At 68.8% G+C, this 17,318-nt stretch carries 14 protein-coding genes; 7 read left to right on the top strand and 7 right to left on the bottom strand.

Annotation, left to right across the window (positions count from 1 at the left end; all coding sequences use genetic code 11):
• Positions 1-13: 13 nt before the first annotated feature.
• On the top strand, positions 14-574 hold the full coding sequence (locus tag EL338_RS10170; protein ID WP_126333647.1) for a hypothetical protein: 561 nt from the start codon (positions 14-16) through the stop codon (positions 572-574).
• On the opposite strand, the gene EL338_RS10165 is transcribed toward EL338_RS10170, so the two are convergent.
• The 4 genes from EL338_RS10165 to rpsA form a co-directional block, all read right to left on the bottom strand.
• The gene (locus tag EL338_RS10165; protein ID WP_126336785.1) at positions 575-1,549 is read right to left on the bottom strand and encodes a calcium/sodium antiporter; all 975 of its coding nucleotides are present in this window, start codon (positions 1,547-1,549) and stop codon (positions 575-577) included. It abuts the gene before it with no gap.
• On the bottom strand, positions 1,549-2,787 hold the full coding sequence (coaE, locus tag EL338_RS10160; protein ID WP_126333646.1) for a dephospho-CoA kinase: 1,239 nt from the start codon (positions 2,785-2,787) through the stop codon (positions 1,549-1,551). The genes EL338_RS10165 and coaE overlap by 1 nt, the downstream gene beginning before the upstream one ends.
• A 30-nt stretch (positions 2,788-2,817) precedes the next feature.
• On the bottom strand, positions 2,818-4,041 hold the full coding sequence (gene aztD, locus EL338_RS10155) for a zinc metallochaperone AztD (RefSeq protein ID WP_258538479.1): 1,224 nt from the start codon (positions 4,039-4,041) through the stop codon (positions 2,818-2,820).
• Between the two features lie 130 nt (positions 4,042-4,171).
• Positions 4,172-5,611 (bottom strand): 30S ribosomal protein S1, encoded by a 1,440-nt coding sequence (rpsA, locus tag EL338_RS10150; protein ID WP_126333645.1) that lies wholly within the window; start codon positions 5,609-5,611, stop codon positions 4,172-4,174.
• Positions 5,612-5,806: 195 nt separating this feature from the next.
• Here rpsA and EL338_RS10140 point away from each other — a divergent pair, with 195 nt between their 5' ends.
• Positions 5,807-6,979: a PrsW family intramembrane metalloprotease gene (locus EL338_RS10140; RefSeq protein ID WP_235666430.1), complete on the top strand. Its 1,173-nt coding sequence runs from the start codon at positions 5,807-5,809 to the stop codon at positions 6,977-6,979.
• Here the strand turns inward: EL338_RS10140 and EL338_RS10135 are convergent.
• The gene (locus EL338_RS10135; protein WP_126333644.1) at positions 6,964-8,172 is read right to left on the bottom strand and encodes a threonine/serine exporter family protein; all 1,209 of its coding nucleotides are present in this window, start codon (positions 8,170-8,172) and stop codon (positions 6,964-6,966) included. The two genes, EL338_RS10140 and EL338_RS10135, sit on opposite strands and share 16 nt — an antisense overlap.
• Before the next feature lie 11 nt (positions 8,173-8,183).
• On the bottom strand, positions 8,184-10,847 hold the full coding sequence (gene polA, locus EL338_RS10130; RefSeq protein ID WP_179967262.1) for a DNA polymerase I: 2,664 nt from the start codon (positions 10,845-10,847) through the stop codon (positions 8,184-8,186).
• Positions 10,848-10,964: 117 nt separating this feature from the next.
• Between polA and EL338_RS10125 the strand changes: the two genes are divergently transcribed.
• The 4 genes from EL338_RS10125 to EL338_RS10110 all read left to right on the top strand — a co-directional run bounded on the left by EL338_RS10125 (position 10,965) and on the right by EL338_RS10110 (position 14,400).
• The gene (locus tag EL338_RS10125; protein WP_235666429.1) at positions 10,965-12,407 is read left to right on the top strand and encodes an ArnT family glycosyltransferase; all 1,443 of its coding nucleotides are present in this window, start codon (positions 10,965-10,967) and stop codon (positions 12,405-12,407) included.
• Positions 12,408-12,531: 124 nt separating this feature from the next.
• A complete protein-coding gene (locus EL338_RS10120) occupies positions 12,532-12,969 on the top strand; it encodes a Zn-ribbon domain-containing OB-fold protein (protein ID WP_126333642.1) in 438 nt (145 codons plus the stop codon).
• Positions 12,966-14,168, top strand: coding sequence for a lipid-transfer protein (locus EL338_RS10115; RefSeq protein ID WP_126333641.1), 1,203 nt, complete (start codon positions 12,966-12,968; stop codon positions 14,166-14,168). Before EL338_RS10120 ends, EL338_RS10115 begins: the two co-directional genes overlap by 4 nt.
• Positions 14,158-14,400: a DUF167 domain-containing protein gene (locus EL338_RS10110; protein ID WP_126333640.1), complete on the top strand. Its 243-nt coding sequence runs from the start codon at positions 14,158-14,160 to the stop codon at positions 14,398-14,400. Before EL338_RS10115 ends, EL338_RS10110 begins: the two co-directional genes overlap by 11 nt.
• 7 nt (positions 14,401-14,407) lie before the next feature.
• Here EL338_RS10110 and EL338_RS10105 read toward each other — a convergent pair whose 3' ends face one another.
• Positions 14,408-15,613, bottom strand: a complete 1,206-nt coding sequence (locus EL338_RS10105; RefSeq protein ID WP_126333639.1) for a branched-chain amino acid ABC transporter substrate-binding protein — start codon at positions 15,611-15,613, stop codon at positions 14,408-14,410.
• 465 nt (positions 15,614-16,078) lie between these two features.
• Here EL338_RS10105 and EL338_RS10100 point away from each other — a divergent pair, with 465 nt between their 5' ends.
• Positions 16,079-17,314 carry a branched-chain amino acid ABC transporter permease gene (locus EL338_RS10100; protein ID WP_126336781.1) on the top strand — a complete coding sequence of 412 codons (1,236 nt, stop codon included), beginning with the start codon at positions 16,079-16,081 and terminating at the stop codon, positions 17,312-17,314.
• Positions 17,315-17,318: the final 4 nt, after the last annotated feature.

Here is a 17,318-nt window from a genome sequence, read left to right as displayed (position 1 = left end):
AGTGTTGCTAACTATGAGCCGACCCGCACCGACAGTGGCCGCCGCGGCACTGCTGTTCCTCGGGGCCGCGCTGATTGTTCCGGCCACCGCGTCGGCGGATCCCGACCCGACGCCCAGCGAACCGATCCCGGCCGGCGAGAGCGCTCCGGAGCCCGAGTTGTACAACGTCACCTACCGGGCCCGCATCGACGGTGTCGCCCGCGGCGCCTTGATCACCTACAAGCTCAACGACACGCAGGTCCAGAGCGCGGACCCGACGATGCTGCCCGGCCGGACGTTCGAGGCGCAGACCGTGCTCTCCGATGCCGACCTGGCGGGCATGCAGATCTCCATCCAGTGGCCGTACTCGGCGAACCTGCACTGCGAGATCCTGGTCGACGACGCCATCGTGGCGATGGCCGACGAGTTCATCAAGCCGCGGCTCACCCCGGTCGACGACGAGCCGGACTACGGCAAGCTGATGTGCGGTGCCCCGCTGGTCAATCCGGTCGACCTGCCACCGGTCGACCTGCCGCCGATCGACGAGGTCCCCGGCGAGCCCGCGCCCGAGCCCCCGGTCGAGCCCGCCGCCTGATCAGGTCTGCGAGATCACGAGGAACGTCAGGTAGGCCAGATAGGCGGCCACCATGGCGCCGCCCTCCCTGCGGCTGACCCGCCGCCCGGTGAGGAATATCGGGATGCACACCAGCGCGACCAGTGCCATCAGCGGGATATCGATGCGCACCAGGTCGGGGTCGAGGTGCAGCGGACGGCCGGCGCCCAGCACCGTCAGGCCGAGGATCAGCAGGATGTTGTACACGCTGCTGCCCAACAGGTTCCCGATCGCGATGTCGCGCTCGCCGCGGAACGTCGCGACCAACGTCGTCGCCAACTCCGGGGCGGACGTGCCGATCGCCACCACCGTCAGCCCGATGAACGCATCCGAGACCCCGAATGTCTGCGCGACGCCGACCGCACCGCCGACCAGCCAGTCGGCGCCGATGACCACCACCACGATCCCGACCAGCAGCAACGCCAGCTCCCGGGCCATCGCCCCGCGGGAGCGCCCGATCACCGGGGTGGCGTACTCGTCGGCGAATTCCGCTTGCACACTCTGGCTTTCGCGCCGGGCCGACACGATGAGCACCGCCGTGTAGAGCAGCGCGGCCACCGTCAGCACCGCGCCGCCGCTCATCGCCAGGGTGCCGTCGGCGGCCAGCAGCCACAGCAGCAACGCGGCCGCCGTCATCATCGGCAAGTCGAGTTTCGGGGTGCGTAGGTGCAGCGACAGGGGCCGGATGAGGGCGCTCAAGCCGAGGATGAGCAGCACGTTGACGATGTTGGTGCCGGCGATGTTGCCCACTGCCAGCGAGCCGTTGCCGCTGGCGGCCGCACGCAGGCCCACCGCGAGTTCGGGCATGCTGGTGCCGATCGACACCACCGTCAGCCCCACCAGGATCGGCGAGATCCCGAGGCCGCTCGCCAGCCGCGAGCCGCCCTTGACCAGCCACTCGGATCCGACGACCAGCGCGATCAGCCCGATCGCCAGCCAGCCCAGATCCGCGGCCATCAGCGTGGACGCCAGCCCGTCGTGTCCGCCCACTCCCAGGCCCGGCGGTAGGCGTCGAGGAACCAGGGTTCCTTGGCCTCGGCGTAGGCACCGATGTCGCCGCCGCCCCGCTCGTGGGCATGGCGTTTGGCGGCCAGATAGTCGGCCTGCACGCCCGGGTTGGCCGCGATCCAGTCGGTGAACAGCAGCGCAAACTGCTGATTCGGCCAGCCGTCCACTCGGACGTGGACGTTGGTGGGCCGGCCCGGGTCCGCGGACTTGAAGTAGCGCTTGCGCCACAGCGACGCGTCGTCGGTGTGGTCGAATTCCCCAACGGTGCTGCGGCCGTTAGGTTTTGGCACGTCGGCCGTGATGTTCTCGAGGCGCAGGTAGCCCGCGGCCAGCAGGCCCTCGGTGAGTTCGTCGGCGGTGGCCAACGAATCGACGGTCACCTGGATGTCGATGACGTCCTTGGCGTCCAGCCCGGGTACCGCCGTCGACCCGATGTGGTCGATGCGGCGCACCCGATGCCCGCCGGCGGTGTTCAACCGGTTGACGATCCGCGCGGCCTGGGCCGGCCAGGACGGATCCGACGGCACCAGCCGCACCTCGGCGCGCGCCGGTTCGCGATGCTGCAGGTTGTGCGAGAACGGCAGGATCCGCTCGTGCCACAACGCGCGGGCGCGTTCCTTGAGGTCGCCGGCCGTACCGGAGTTGTCCAACCACACATCGGCGACCGCGCGGCGCTGCTCCTCGGTGGCCTGGGCGGCGATCCGCGCCCGCGCGTCCTCCTCACTGAAGCCGCGGTGCTCCATCAGCCGCGCCACCCTGGTCTCGACCTCGGCGTGCACGATGATCACCAGCGGGAACATCGGCGCCATCTGCGATTCCACCAGCAGCGGGATGTCCTCGATGATCACCGGGCTCTCGTGCGCCTCGACCGCCGCGGCGATCAGCTCCGAGCGGCGGTGCGCCACCAGCGGGTGCACGATGCCGTTGAGGGTGGCGCGCTTGTCATCGTCGCTGAACGCGATGGCGGCCAGCGCGGGGCGGTTCAGGGCTCCGGCCTGGGGCCCGCTGTCGTGCAGGATGTCCCGACCGAACGCGTCGACCAGCTTCGCCAGCCCCTCGGTACCGGGCTCGACGACTTCCCGCGCGATCACATCCCCGTCGACGACGATCCCGCCACACTCTGTGAATGTCGCGGACACCGTTGACTTCCCGGCCCCGATTCCACCGCTCAATCCAATACGCAACACCCCGACAGTCTTGCAGGCCGCACGGGGCGATCAGCCGGGCACTCCGGTCAGCTCGATGGTCGGCCGGCTCAGCGTGGTTTCCGCGAGGTGCTCGCCGGTCGCGAGATCGACGGCGACCAGTCGGCGGGCGGCCGGATCGCTGACGTAGGCGATGCCGTCCTGCACGAACAGGTTCGGCATGGGCGACTGCCACTGATCCGGTTCGGTCCAGCCGTCGATGGCCGCGAAGTGTCCGATCCGGGCCGCGGTCGCCGGGTCGAACACGTGCAGCGCCCCGTCGGTACCCAGGATCACCGCTTCCCCGTCGGGTCCGCGATCCAGCGACCGGAAGCTGTAGCTGACGTCGAGCGGCACCACGGTGAGTTGGCCGGTTGCGGTGTCGATCAGGGTGAACTGTTGCGGGCGTTCCAAGTCCGCCTCCGGGTCCGTCTTGTAGTCGCCCAGCACCACCGGGGAGGCGGGGCTGCCCGCCGGATTTCCGATGCGGCCGTAGGGGTCCGGACTGGTCACCTTGCGGATCTCGTTGCCCCGCACGATCAGCATCCCGTCCTGACAGCCGAAGGTCACGACACCCTCGGCGGCCTCGGCGGCGCCGTGCAGCCCCGGGCACTGGTCGTTGCCGGCGATCCGACGACCCGCGCTGTCGAGAATCTCGATGCCGGAACGGGATTCGGCGTCACCGACGCTGAGCACCACCGAGCCGTCCGCGCGGCCGACGGCCACCCCGTGGTGTGGCTCGGTGGTCGTGACGGTCGTGGCCTCGACACCGCCGGCATCGTCGAGCAGGCCCTCGGGATCGACCTTCTCCACCGCGCCGGTGCCGTCGCTGAACAAGGTCAGGACACCGTCGTGGGCGACCACGTGCCCGGGCTTGCTGCCGCCGAACCGCGTGTCGGTGAGCCGCGGCTCGGCGGTGTAGTGATGGCCGTGGTCGCCGTGCGCCTCGGTCCAGGTGCCGGTGTCGAAGACCACGAAGCCGTCGGACTGCGACACCAGCACGTGCCGGCCGTTGTGGGCGGGGTTGAGCCGCACGAAGCCGGGCATCGGTACGTCAGCCACCTGCTGCAGACTCTCGGCATCAAGGACCAGCAGACCGCCGTCGTAGCTGAGCACCAGCCGCGGCGAGGGCGCGGTCTGCTCGACCGGTTGCGCGGCGGGCTCCGGCGCCGAAGTGGGCTCGGGTGTTCCCGCTCCACAGCCGGCAACGAAGAGCGGCACGGACAGGGCGGCGAGGAGGCGGTTCGGCGTCAGCATGCCGCACAGTCAACTTGATAATGAAAATCATTGTCAAAAGCGCATGCCCGCATGAGAGGGCCGGACAAAGCAGAACTCCCCGGCTCGCGAGGAGCCGGGGATTTCCGTTGTCTAACTGTCGATCGCAGCCTTAGGCGTTGCCGGCCAGCTTCTCGCGCAGCGCGGCGAGCTGGGCGTCGCTGGCCAACGAACCACCGGCCGACTCCTCCGAGCGGGACGAGCCGTTGGACACCGGGCGAGCCAGCTCCTCGGCCTCGGCCGCGGCGAACTTCTCCATCTGCGCGGTGTGCATCTTGTGGCGACGCTCGGCCTCGGCGTACCGGGCCTCCCACTCGTGCCGCTGCTTGTCGAAGCCCTCGAGCCACTCGTTGGTCTCGGCGTCGAAGCCCTCGGGGAAGATGTAGTTCCCCTGCTCGTCGTAGCTGTCGGCCATGCCGTACTTCGACGGGTCGAACTCGTCGGTGTAGTCCTCGTTGGCCTGCTTGAGGCTCAGCGAGATCCGGCGCCGATCGAGGTCGATGTCGATGACCTTGACCATCGCGTCGTCGCCGACGGTGACCACCTGATCCGGCACCTCCACGTGGCGCTCGGCCAGCTCGGAGATGTGCACCAGGCCCTCGATGCCCTCCTCGACGCGGACGAACGCACCGAACGGCACCAGCTTGGTGACCTTGCCCGGCACGATCTGCCCGATGGCGTGCGTGCGGGCGAAGTGACGCCACGGATCTTCCTGAGTCGCCTTGAGCGACAACGAAACCCGCTCGCGATCCATGTCGACGTCGAGCACCTCGACGGTGACCTCGTCGCCCACCTGGACCACCTCGGACGGATGGTCGATGTGCTTCCAGGACAGCTCGGAGACGTGCACCAGGCCGTCGACACCGCCGAGATCGACGAAGGCGCCGAAGTTGACGATGGAGGACACCACACCCTTGCGGATGGCGCCCTTGGTGAGCTGGTTGAGGAACTCGCTGCGGACCTCGGACTGGGTCTGCTCCAGCCAGGCGCGGCGGGACAGCACCACGTTGTTGCGGTTCTTGTCCAGCTCGATGATCTTGGCCTCGATCTCCTTGCCGATGTACGGCTGCAGATCGCGGACGCGACGCATCTCCACCAGCGACGCCGGCAGGAAGCCGCGCAGGCCGATGTCGAGGATCAGGCCGCCCTTGACGACCTCGATGACGGTGCCCTTGACGGCCTCGTCCTTCTCCTTGAGCTCTTCGATGGTGCCCCAGGCGCGCTCGTACTGTGCGCGCTTCTTGGACAGGATCAGGCGGCCTTCCTTGTCCTCCTTGGTGAGGACCAGAGCTTCGACCTCGTCGCCGACGGACACAACCTCATTGGGGTCGACGTCGTGCTTGATGGACAGCTCACGGGAAGGGATGACGCCTTCGGTCTTGTAACCGATGTCGAGCAGGACTTCGTCGCGGTCGACCTTGACGATGGTCCCTTCGACGATGTCGCCATCGTTGAAGTATTTGATGGTCTTGTCGATGGCGGCCAGAAAATCCTCAGCCGAGCCAATGTCGTTGATGGCTACTTGCGGCGAGGTGACGGAGGGACTTGGCATATTGTTGGGTTGCTCCGGACAGGTTCAATCGTAGGGACAGGATGTTTTGTTCTGGTGAATCTGTGCGACTCGCGCGAACGTACGCACACGAGTACCCCCTGAGCCTACTTCACTACGCACACGCTGGACAAACCCGTCTGCGTCGCAGCACCCGGCTACCGGTTTTTCCGCCTGCCGCCAGCTAACCTCCTTGACGTGCAATATCCCGTGCTGCCGCAGCAGCCGCCGCCCCCGCTGGCCCCCGCGCTGCCGACCAAAGTCCGCAAGGTCGGCGCGCCGCTGGCCGTCATCATCGCGCTCGGCACCCTGACCGCGCTGATCCTGGTGTTGATCGTCGCGACCAACCCGGGCGGCGCGGTCGTCGGTTTTGTGCTGACCACCGTCGCGATGACCGTCGTGGTGGGCGCCTACCTGTGGTTGGACCGCTGGGAGCCCGAGCCGCCGCGGTTGCTGATCCTGGCGTTCCTGTGGGGCGCGTCGGTCGCGATCGTGATCTCGGTGATCCTCGAGGTGGCGTTCGAATACGCCATCAACCCCGCCGCCACCACCGAGTCGGCGACCAGCTTCTTCACCGTCGCGATCGGGGCGCCGGCCATCGAAGAGGCCGCCAAGGGGCTGTTCCTGCTGCTCATGATGACCGGACGGCGCCGCCTCGAGCTCAACTCGATGACCGACGCGCTGGTGTTCGCCGGGCTGGTCGGCGCCGGTTTCGCCTGGATGGAGGACATCTTCTACATCGCCAGCGGGGAGACCGTGGCCGCGTCGCTGGCGACCGCGGGCCTGCGGCTGATCATGGCGCCGTTCGCCCATCCGCTGTTCACCACGTGCATCGGCATCGCGGTATACCTCGCCCTGCAGCAACGCCACACCGTCGTCAAGGTGGCCTACCTGGTGGCCGGTTACCTGGCCGCGGTGCTGCTGCACGGACTGTGGAACGCCTCCGCACTGCTGGGACCGAAGGCCTACTTCGGCGTGTACCTGCTATGGATGGTGCCGATGTTCGCGCTGGCCATCGCGCTGGCGATCCACAGCCGGCGGCGCGAGCAGCGGGTGGTCGCGGCAAAGCTGCCCGGCATGGTGGCCGCGGGGGTGATCACGGCCAACGAGGCCACCTGGTTGGGTTCGCTGCGCACCCGCAAGGCGGCGGTCGCGGCGGCCTCCCAGCACGGCGGCCGGGCCGCGGCCAAGGGCGTGCGGCACTTCGCCGTGCAGGTGGTGGAGCTGGCCTTCGCCCAGGACCGGATCGACCGCGGTTTCAGCGACCACCGCGTGGTCGAGCTACGCAACGACGAGACCTACCGGGTGTATGCGGCCCGCGCCTACGCGGCGCCGACGCTGCACTGGCTGACCAACTACCGGGCGGGCTGACGCCGGAACGCGCGCCACAGCACCAGGCCGGCCTGCAGCCCGAACGCCACCGAGATCATCGAGATCAACGTGGCGGGCAGGGCCGCGTCGCCGTCGGCCCCGAACACCTCGGTGACCCCGATCAGCCCCATCGACCCCGGCACCAGCAACCAGAAGCCGGGCAGGATCATCGTGATCGCCGGCGGCGATCCCCGCAGCCGCGACATCAGCAGCGCCGCGACCGACAGCGCGAGGCCGCCGCAGAAACCACTGGCATAACTGCCCAGCACCAGGTCCCCCACGAACTGCGCGGCGTACGCGATGCCCGAGATGGCGACCAGCCACGGCAGGAAGGAGCGCGGCGGCGCCATGAACAACATCACGCCCACCGCATAGACCACGACACCGAGCCACGGCGCCCACGGCCCGATCTTGTTGACCGCCTCCGGACTCAGCTGGCTCTCGTCCAGACCGAGCAGTTGCGCGGCGATGATGATGCCGAAGGCCAGCTGGACGATCTGCACGAAACCCGCGATCAACCGGCTGGAGCCCGAGATGACGTCGCGCGAGGTCAACTCGATGACCGCCAGCGTGATGGCCGCCCCGGGCAGGAACATCGCCAGCGGCGGTATCAGCGCGCGCAATCCGACGTGGTCCAGCTCGAGGTGGCGCGCGCCGAGGATGCAGATGGCCGTGACCGCGAACGCGCTGAACACCGGCACCAGATGACCCAGGCCGGGGATCCGTTGGCCGGCCACCCAGAACAGCCCGACCATCATCCCGAGCACCGCGGCCGCCAGCACGTTGAGGACGGTCGGTTCCAGCACCAGCGCCAGGCCCGCGCTCCACACCCCGTAGCCCAGTACCGTCACCCAACTCGGATAGGGCTGGGGCAGTTCCTCGACCCGGTCCAGCCGGGTCTCACCGGCGACCGGGTCGATTCGCCCGTGCAGCGTGTCGGAGACCAACCCCGCCAGCGGGAACGTCTGGTCGAAGCGCAGATCACCACCGATGTGGGCGGCCTTGACCACGGACCCGGACTCCGCGGCCGAGTCGACGACCTGCACGTGGTTGGGCAGCGCGATGAAGTCGGTCTTCAACCCGTACACCGCTGAGGCGCGCTCGATCATCTGGCGAACCATCGTGACCGGATAGTTGGACGCCGCCATCGCGGCGCCCAACCGGGCGATGTATCCGATCTGCTGTTCGCTCATGATCCCGGTGGCTAGTGCGCGGCGGCGTCCCAGCTGCGCCCGTAGCCCACCGACACCTCCAACGGCACGTCCAGCGGATAGGCCCCGCCCATCTTCTCCCGCACCAGCGCGTCGACCTGTTCGCGTTCGCCCTCGGCGACCTCGAACAGCAACTCGTCGTGCACCTGGAGCAGCATCCGCGACTTCAGCTTCTGCTCGGTGAACGCCTTGTCGACCTCGATCATCGCGACCTTGATGATGTCGGCCGCGCTGCCCTGGATGGGGGCGTTCAGCGCCGCGCGTTCGGCGCTCTCCCGGACCTGCCGGTTGCTGCTGTCGAGTTCCGGCAGGTAGCGGCGCCGGCCCAGCACCGTCGAGGTGTAGCCGTCCTTGCGGGCCTGGTCGACCACCGACTGCAGGTAGTCGCGCACCCCGCCGAATCGGGCGAAGTACTGGTCCATCTGCCCCTTGGCCTCTTCGGTGGAGATCTTCAGCTGGGACGCCAGCCCGTAGGCCGACAGGCCGTACGCCAGGCCGTAGGACATCGCCTTGACCCGGCGCCGCAGCTCGGCGGTGACCTCGTCGATCTCGACGCCGAACGCCCGCGACGCCACGAACGAGTGCAGATCCTCGCCGGTGTTGAACGCTTCGATGAGGCCCTCGTCGCGGGACAGGTGCGCCATGATCCGCATCTCGATCTGGCTGTAGTCCGCGGTCATCAACTCGCCGTAGCCCTCACCGACCACAAACGCATCGCGGATCTCCCGGCCGGCCTCGGTGCGGATCGGGATGTTCTGCAGGTTGGGCTCGGTCGAGGAGAGCCGGCCGGTCGCCGCGATCGTCTGGTTGAAGGTGGTGTGGATGCGGCCGTCGGAGGCCACCGCGTTCAGCAGGCCGTCGACGGTCACCTTCAGCCGCGTGACGTCGCGGTGGGCCAACAGGTGCTGCAGGAACGGGTGGCCGGTCTTGTCGAACAGGGACTGCAGCGCGTCGGCGTCGGTGGTGTAGCCGGTCTTGGTGCGCTTGGTCTTCGGCATCTCGAGTTCGTCGAACAGCACCACCTGCAACTGCTTGGGCGAACCGAGGTTGATCTGCTTGCCGATCACCGCGTACGCGGCCTCGGCGGCGTCGCGGATCTGGTCGCCGAACTTGCTCTGCAGCGCGGTCAGCCTGTCCAGGTCGATCGCGATGCCGCGGGTCTCGAGGCCGGCCAGCACCGACTGCACGGGCAGTTCCATGTCGGTGAGCAGCGCCGCGGACTCGATGCGGGCCAGTTCCTCGTCGAGAGCGGCGGCGAGGTCGACGACGGCGCGGGCCCGCAGGATCAGCGTCTGCACCGCCTGGTCATCGACGCCGTCGGAGTCATCCAGCAGCGAAAGCTGTTGCTGCTCAGGGGTATCGGCGCGCAGCTCGCGGCGCAGGTAGCGCAGCGAGAGGTCGTCCAGGGCGAAGCTGCGTTGCCCGGGGCGCACCAGGTAGGCGGCCAGGGCGGTGTCGGAGGTGACGCCGGCGAGGGTCCAGCCGCGGCCCTCCAGGTCGTGCATGGCCCACTTGGCCTCGTGCAGCGCCTTGGGCGCATCGGCGTCGGCCAGCCAGGCGCCCAGCGCCGCATCGTCCTCGGGGGTCAGGGTCGCGGTGTCGAGGTAGGCGCCCTCGCCGTCGGCGGCGGCGATCGCCAGCGCGGTGGCGTCGGCATCGAAGGCCAGGTGCGTGCCGACCACCGCGAGCCCGGCGCGCTGCCCGTCGTTGACGTGATCGGCGAGCCAGGCGGCCACCGTGCCGGGGGCCAGCAGGCCTCCGCGCACGTCGAACCCCTCGTCGACCTCCGGGTCGGCCGAGGCCAGCGTGTCGAACAAGCGGTCGCGCAGCACCCGGAACTCGAGGTCGTCGAACAGCCGATGGATCAGATCGCGGTCCCACGGCTGCATCCGCAGCGTGTCCGGGGTCTGCGGCAGCGGCACGTCCTTGACCAGGTCGGTGAGCTCCCGGTTGAGGATCACCGAGGCCAGGTTGGCGCGCAGCGAGTCGCCGACCTTGCCCTTGACCGCGTCGGCGTTGTCGACCAGCGACTGCAGCGAGCCGTACTCGTTGATCCACTTGGTGGCGGTCTTCTCCCCCACCCCGGGGATGCCGGGCAGGTTGTCGCTCGGGTCGCCGCGCAGCGCGGCGAAGTCCGGGTACTGCTGCGGGGTCAGGCCGTACTTCTCCACCACGGCCTCGGGGGTGAACCGGGTGAGCTCGCTGACCCCCTTGCGCGGGTAGAGCACCGTGACGTCGTCGCTGACCAGTTGCAGCGAGTCGCGGTCGCCGGTGACCACCAGCACCCGGTAGCCCTCGGACTCCGCCTGGGTGGCCAGCGTCGCGATGATGTCATCGGCCTCGAAGCCCGGCTCGGCCAGCACGGTGATGCCGAGAGCGGCCAGCACCTCCTTGGTGATGTCGATCTGACCGCGGAACTCGTCGGGGGTGGCGGCCCGGCCTTCCTTGTACTCCGGGTACTTGTCCTTGCGGAAGGTCTGCCGGGACACGTCGAAGGCGGCGGCGATATGGGTGGGCCCCTCGTCGCGCAGCAGGTTGATCAGCATGGCGGTGAAGCCGTAGACCGCGTTGGTGGTCAGCCCGCCGCGGGTCTTGAAGTTCTCCGCGGGCAGGGCGTAAAACGCCCGGAATGCCAACGAGTTGCCGTCGAGCAACATGAGCGTGGACTTCGTGGTCGACGCGGTTTCGGATGCGGTGTCAGTCGCGGCGGGGCTCACGGTCCTCACTCTAGGCACCAGCGGTGACAGCCGGGTGGGCACTACCCTCGTCGGGCGGTGACCACTTCAACTACCGACATCGCACCGCTGGCGTGGCGTCCCGTCGCCGTCATCACCGCCATCGTGGGAGTCCTCCAACTCGGTGCCGCGATCGCGGGCCGCGGCTACTGGTTCGACGAGGTCTACATGCTGGCCATCGGCCGCAGCCATCTCGACTGGGGTTCGGCCGACCAGCCGCCGCTGACCCCCGCGCTGGCCGCGCTCAGCGACACCCTGTTCGAAAATTCCGTTGTGGCGCTGCGGATCCCGGCGATCCTCGCGACCATGGGCACGATCATGGTGGCGGCGCTGATCACCCGCGAGATGGGCGGCGACGGGCGCGCGCAGACCTTGGTGGCCGCGGCGCAGGCCAGCGCGCCATGGGCCGCCGTCAGCGGACACTGGCTGACGCCCTATGCGCTCGAACCGGTCGGCTGGCTGTTGCTGGTGTGGCTGCTGGTGCGTTGGATCCGGGTGCGCGACGACCGGCTGGTGTTGGCCCTCGGCGTGGTCGCCGGCCTCGCCGCGATGACGAAGTTCCAGGTCGTCTTCTTCTGCGCGATCATGCTGACCGGGGTGGCCACGGTCGGGCCGCGCGCGCTGCTGCGCCGCCCGCTGCTGTGGGCCGGCGCCGCCGTCGGCCTCCTGATCTGCGCGCCCACGTTGTGGTGGCAGGCGCAGCACGGCTGGCCGCAGCTCAAGATGGCCGAGGTGGTGGCAGCCGAGGCGGAGCCGCTCTACGGTGGCCGCGCCAGCATTGCGGTGCTGCTATTCGTCTTTGCCGGCCCGGCCGCCGCCGGCCTCGCGCTCTATGGATTGCTGAGCCTGGTTCGAGACCGTGCGCTGCGCGACTACCGCTTCCTCGGCGTCACCTTCGTGGCGCTCTACGCGGCGTTCGCCGCCACCGGGGGCCGGCCGTACTACCTGTGTGGGCTGTTCGGTGCGCTGGCCGCCGTCGGAGCCCTGAGCCTGCAACGCCGCCGTGAGGCAGGGCTCACGCGGTGGCGATGGGCGGTCTGGCCGGTTTACCTGATCAGCGCCGCCCTGGCGCTGGGCGGGCTGTACCTCGGCGTCGACCTGACCCGCTCCGACGACGGCGAACGGATCGTCCAGCGCACCGCGGAGGTCTATCGGAGCCTGCCGGCGGAGCAGCGCGGGCGAACCGCGCTCATCGGCGAGTCCTACATCGTGGCGGCCTACATCGACGCGTACTCGACCGAGTACGACCTGCCCGCGGCATTCAGCCCGGCCCGCAGCTATGGCTACTTCCCGGCCCCGGGCCCCGAGATCGACACGGTACTGGTGATCGGCGACAACCGGCCGGACCGGCTCCGCCCGTACTTCACCGAAAGCCGCAAGATCGACGGACCCGAGGACCAGATCGACGTGTGGCTGATGTCGGGGCCGACCGAGGGCTGGGACACGCTGTGGCCCAAGATGCGAACCCTCGAGGTCGTGTGATCGGGCTCCTGCACCGAGGATCACAGCCACCGGTGACTGCAATCCTCGGCGCAATGTGTCCACCAGCCGGGACAAAACTGGAACACGTTTCAGTTCAGCGCGCGGCGCTGGGTACGCTGACCGCGTGCCTGCAGCAACCACAGCGCCCGCGATCGAAGGGTGGTTCGCCACCGACGACGCCGGCCAGACCCATCTGATCGGCGGCAAGTGCACCGCGTGCGCTACCTACGTCTTCCCGCCGCGGACCAACAACTGCCCCAACCCGGCGTGCGACAGCGACGTCCTGGACCCGGTTCCGCTTTCGCGGCGCGGCAAGGTCTGGAGCTACACCGAGAACCGCTATCCCCCACCGGCGCCGTATCCGGCACCCGATCCGTTCGAACCCTTCGCCATCGCCGCGGTCGAGCTGGCCGAGGAGGGCCTGATCGTGCTCGGCAAGGTCGTCGAGGGCACGCTGGCCGCCGACCTGCAGGTCGGGATGGATATGGAGCTGACCACCACGGCGCTCTACACCGACGACGAGGGTGTCGTCCGCACCACCCACGCCTGGAGGATCGCATGAGCGCGCCGGAACCGCTGTACATCCTCGGCGCGGGCATGCACCCGTGGGGCAAGTGGGGCCGCGACTTCACCGAGTACGGCGTGGTCGCCGCCCGCGCGGCGCTGGCCGAAGCCAACCTGGACTGGCGGCAAATCCAGCTGGTCGCCGGCGCCGACACCATCCGCAACGGCTATCCCGGCTTCATCGCCGGTTCGACGTTCGCCCAGAAACTGGGCTGGAACGGCGTGCCGGTCTCGTCGAGCTACGCAGCGTGCGCCAGCGGCTCGCAGGCCCTGCAGAGCGCGCGCGCCCAGATCCTGGCCGGCTTCTGCGACGTGGCGCTGGTGATCGGCGCCGACACCACCCCCAAGGGCGCCTTTGCCCCGGTCGGCGGGGAACGGAAGAACGACCCGGACTGGCAGCGCTTCCACCTGATCGGCGCGATGAACCCGGTGTACTTCGCGCTGCTGGCGCGGCGCCGGATGGATCTCTACGGCGCCACCGCCGAGGACTTCGCCCAGGTGAAGGTGAAGAACTCCCAGCACGGTCTGCAGAACCCGAATGCCCGCTACCGCAAGGAATCCGCGGTCGAGGACGTGCTGGCCAGCCCGGTGGTCGCCGATCCGCTGCGCCAGCTCGACATCTGCGCCACCTCCGACGGTGCGGCCGCGCTGATCGTGGCCTCGAAATCGTTCGCCCAGAAACACCTCGGCTCGCTGGAGGGAGTGCCGTCGGTGCGGGCGGTCTCGACGGTGACGCCGCGCTATCCGCAGCACCTTCCGGAATTGCCCGACATCGCAACGGATTCCACCGCGGTGGTCAACGCCCCGGAGCGGGTGTTCAAGGACCAGATCCTCGACGCCGCCTACGCCGAGGCCGGCATCGGCCCCGAGGACGTCAGCCTGGCCGAGGTGTACGACCTGTCGACCGCGCTGGAGCTGGACTGGTACGAGCATCTCGGGCTGTGCGCCAAGGGTGAGGCCGAACAACTGCTGCGCAGCGGTGCCACCGCGATCGGCGGGCGGGTGCCGGTCAACCCGTCGGGCGGGCTGGCCTGTTTCGGTGAGGCGATCCCGGCCCAGGCCATCGCGCAGGTCTGCGAATTGACCTGGCAGCTCAAGGGACAGGCCACCGGCCGCCAGGTGGAGGGCGCCTCCGTGGGCGTCACCGCCAACCAGGGCTTGTTCGGTCACGGATCGTCGGTCATCGTTGCCCGCTGAGTCGCCCGTCGAGGTGGTCAGTGTCCGGGTCAAACCGGGCAGCAAGAAGGGGCCGTTGGTCGAGGCGCAGGCCGGCGAGTTGACGGTGTACGTCCGCGAGCGCGCGATCGAGGGTCAGGCCAACGCGGCCGTGATCCGGCTGCTGGCCGAGCATTTCGGTGTGCCGCGAAGCCGGGTCGAGTTGGTCTCGGGGGCGACCTCGCGGGTCAAGCGATTCCGCATCACCCGGTGACCGCGGGTCACTGCACCTTGTAGATCCAGATCAAAGTGCTGGTCAGTTCCCCGTTTTCGGCCCACTGGTACTGGCGTTCCAGTCCCTGACCCGAGTAGTTGCGCACGTAGTCCAGCAGCGCCGGCCGGGTGCGCGCACCGGAGTCGATCCCGTTGAGCAGGATGGTGCCCAAGTCGTAGCCGCCCGCGCTGAAGGTGCCCGGCGGCTCACCGAACTTCTCGGTGTAAGCCGCCACGAATTCCGGGTTGTCGGGGGCGCAGGAACACGACAGCACGGCATCGCGAGCCGCTTCGCCTGCGGCGGCGACGAATTCGCGGTCCTTGCTTCCGTCGGCGCTGACGAAAGCGGCATCCACCCCACCGTCGCGCAGCGCCCGCGCCAGCGCCGCGGACTGCGAGTGGTAACCGCCGAAGAACACCGCGTCCGGCGAGCGCTCCTCGACGGTGGACACCGTCGAGGCGGGATCGTCCAGGTCCAGCGCGATGCTGCACGCGGCATCGGCAGCGGCGCCGAGGGTCTGGCGCACCGCCTCGGCCAACCCGGTGCCGTAGTCGGTACCGTCGTCGAGGACGCACACCGAGGTGCTGCCCAGTTGCCGCTTCATGTAGTTGGCCACGGCCATCCCCTGCACGGCGTCGTTGGCCAGGCCGCGGAAGAAGGTGCCCCAGCCCTGGCCGGCCAGGGCGACGGCGGTCGCCGAGGCGGTGGCCGCCACCATGCCGGCCGCATCGAAGATGTCGCCGGTGTCCAGCACCTCGGTGGAAAACGCGGGCCCGATCACGCCCAGGGTGAACGCGTCCTCGACGATCTGTTGCGCATCGGCCCGCGCCTTGTCCGTATCGCCCTCGGTGTCAAAGGTTTTCAGTTGGATCTGGCAGCCCGGATTGGCCGAGTTGTGCTCGTCGACCGCCAGCTGGATGCCGTTGCGGATGCCGATCCCCAGGGCCGCGTCGGGACCGCTGAGGGTGGCCGTCGTCGCCAACGACAGCGGCGGACAGACGGCGTCGCCGTCGCCGCCGGGGGCGGCCGGCGGGGGTGCTGTCGTCGCACCGGGCACCACCTGATTGCCGTTCTGATCGATCCGCACCTGTTCGACGATCCGCAGCCCCGTGTCGTCACCCGCCCGCTCCGAGGAGGTCTGCGCGCACCCGGCAAGCCCCAGGACGACCGCCGAACTCAGCGCGAGCACGCCCCGTACCGCACCGACGCGCACATGAACCTCCGGATCGCTGGACTATGGCTAAACATAGCCAACCCACCGGCGAGTTCCGGTGTTTACTCCGCTCAGAACCGAAAGTCCCCGTGCCGGCTCACTTGACGGTGGGTGTCCGGGGTCAACTCCAGGGCCGCGGCCACCGACAGCACCGCCAACATCCCGACGAAGAGGATCAGCACCATCATGGGACCAGCCTGGCGCCCCCGGCGGCGCAGCAAAAGTGGCAGTACTGACAGGGTTGGCAGAAATCCTGCCAACCGCCGCGCGGTGCGCTTAACCGGCGCATCCCGGTCCCAGCTGATAAACATTTGACATTCCAGAACCGCGTCAGGTGCCACGCCGAAACCTATAAGGTCCCGTAAGCCGCATCACGCCCCGGCGTGATCAACCGCAACGGAGGTTCGTTCAGTGGGGTTGAGCTCCCCCGGGAAACACTTCGTCGTCCGCGGTCTGCTCCTGCTGATGTTGACCGTCTTCGCCGGGCTGCTCTGCGCGGGCCCCGCCGGCGCCCAGGAGGATGAAACCGCAACGGTGTCCGGCCGGTTGGTCGACGCGGGTGAACCCGTTGCGGACGCGCGGGTCCGCGCACTGGATCCCGACGGCACCGAGGTCGCGGTCACCGAGTCCGACGACACCGGCCGGTGGACCTTCCAGGTCCCGATCGGCCCGCACACCTTCGAGGTGGACGCCGAAAGCCTGCCCGAGGGCGTCAGCGTGCAGCACGCGGTCACCCGGGAGGTCATCGCGGGCCGCACCAACAACGTCATCTTCACCTTCGGCGAGGTCCGCACCGGCATGTCCACCCCGCTCTACGAGCGGCTCATCCGGCTGAGCATCGACGGCCTGCGGTTCGGCCTCACGATCGCGGTCGCGGCCATCGGCCTGAACCTGATCTTCGGGACGACGGGCCTGACGAACTTCGCGCACGGCGAGCTGGTGACGCTCGGCGCGGTGTTCGCCTGGATCTTCAACGTGGCCATGGGCATGGGTCTGATCGTCGCGTCGCTGCTCGCCGTCGTCGTCGGGGTCGCCATCGGCTGGCTCAACAACGCGGGCATCTGGCGTCCGTTGCGAAAACGACGAGTGGGCCTGATCCCGATGCTGGTGGTATCCATCGGTCTGGCCATCGCCCTGCGCTACCTGATCCTGATGCTGTTCTCCGACCGCACCCAGGCGTTCGCCGACTATCCCGTCAGCGCCCAGCGGCGCTGGGGCCCGGTCGCGATCACCGACATCACGATCCTCACGATCGCGATCAGCGTGGCGGTGCTGGTGACCGTCGCGGTGCTGTTGCAGAAGACCACGATCGGCAAGGCGATGCGCGCGGTCGCCGACAACAAGGACCTCGCCGCGGCCTCGGGCATCAACGTCGAACGGGTGATCACCTATGTGTGGTGCCTGGGCGGCGGATTGGCGGCCCTCGGCGGGGTGCTGCTGGCCATGTCCGAACTCGGCGGCCGGGTGCAATGGGAGATGGGCTTCAAGCTGCTGTTGCTGATGTTCGCCGGCATCACCCTGGGCGGGCTGGGGACGGCCTACGGTGCGCTGCTGGGCTGCGTCATCGTCGGACTGCTGGTGCAACTGTCCACCCTGGTGGTCAACCCCGACCTGAAATACATCGGCGGCCTGCTGATCCTGATCTTCATCCTGATCGTGCGGCCCCAGGGCATCCTGGGATCCCGCGAAAGGATCGGGTGAGGCC

It is taken from the genome of Mycolicibacterium chitae (assembly GCF_900637205.1).
Taxonomy (GTDB): Bacteria; Actinomycetota; Actinomycetes; order Mycobacteriales; family Mycobacteriaceae; genus Mycobacterium; species Mycobacterium chitae.
The sequence above is the reverse complement of the archived record's forward strand: the minus strand, read 5'-3'. Positions and strand labels throughout refer to the sequence as shown.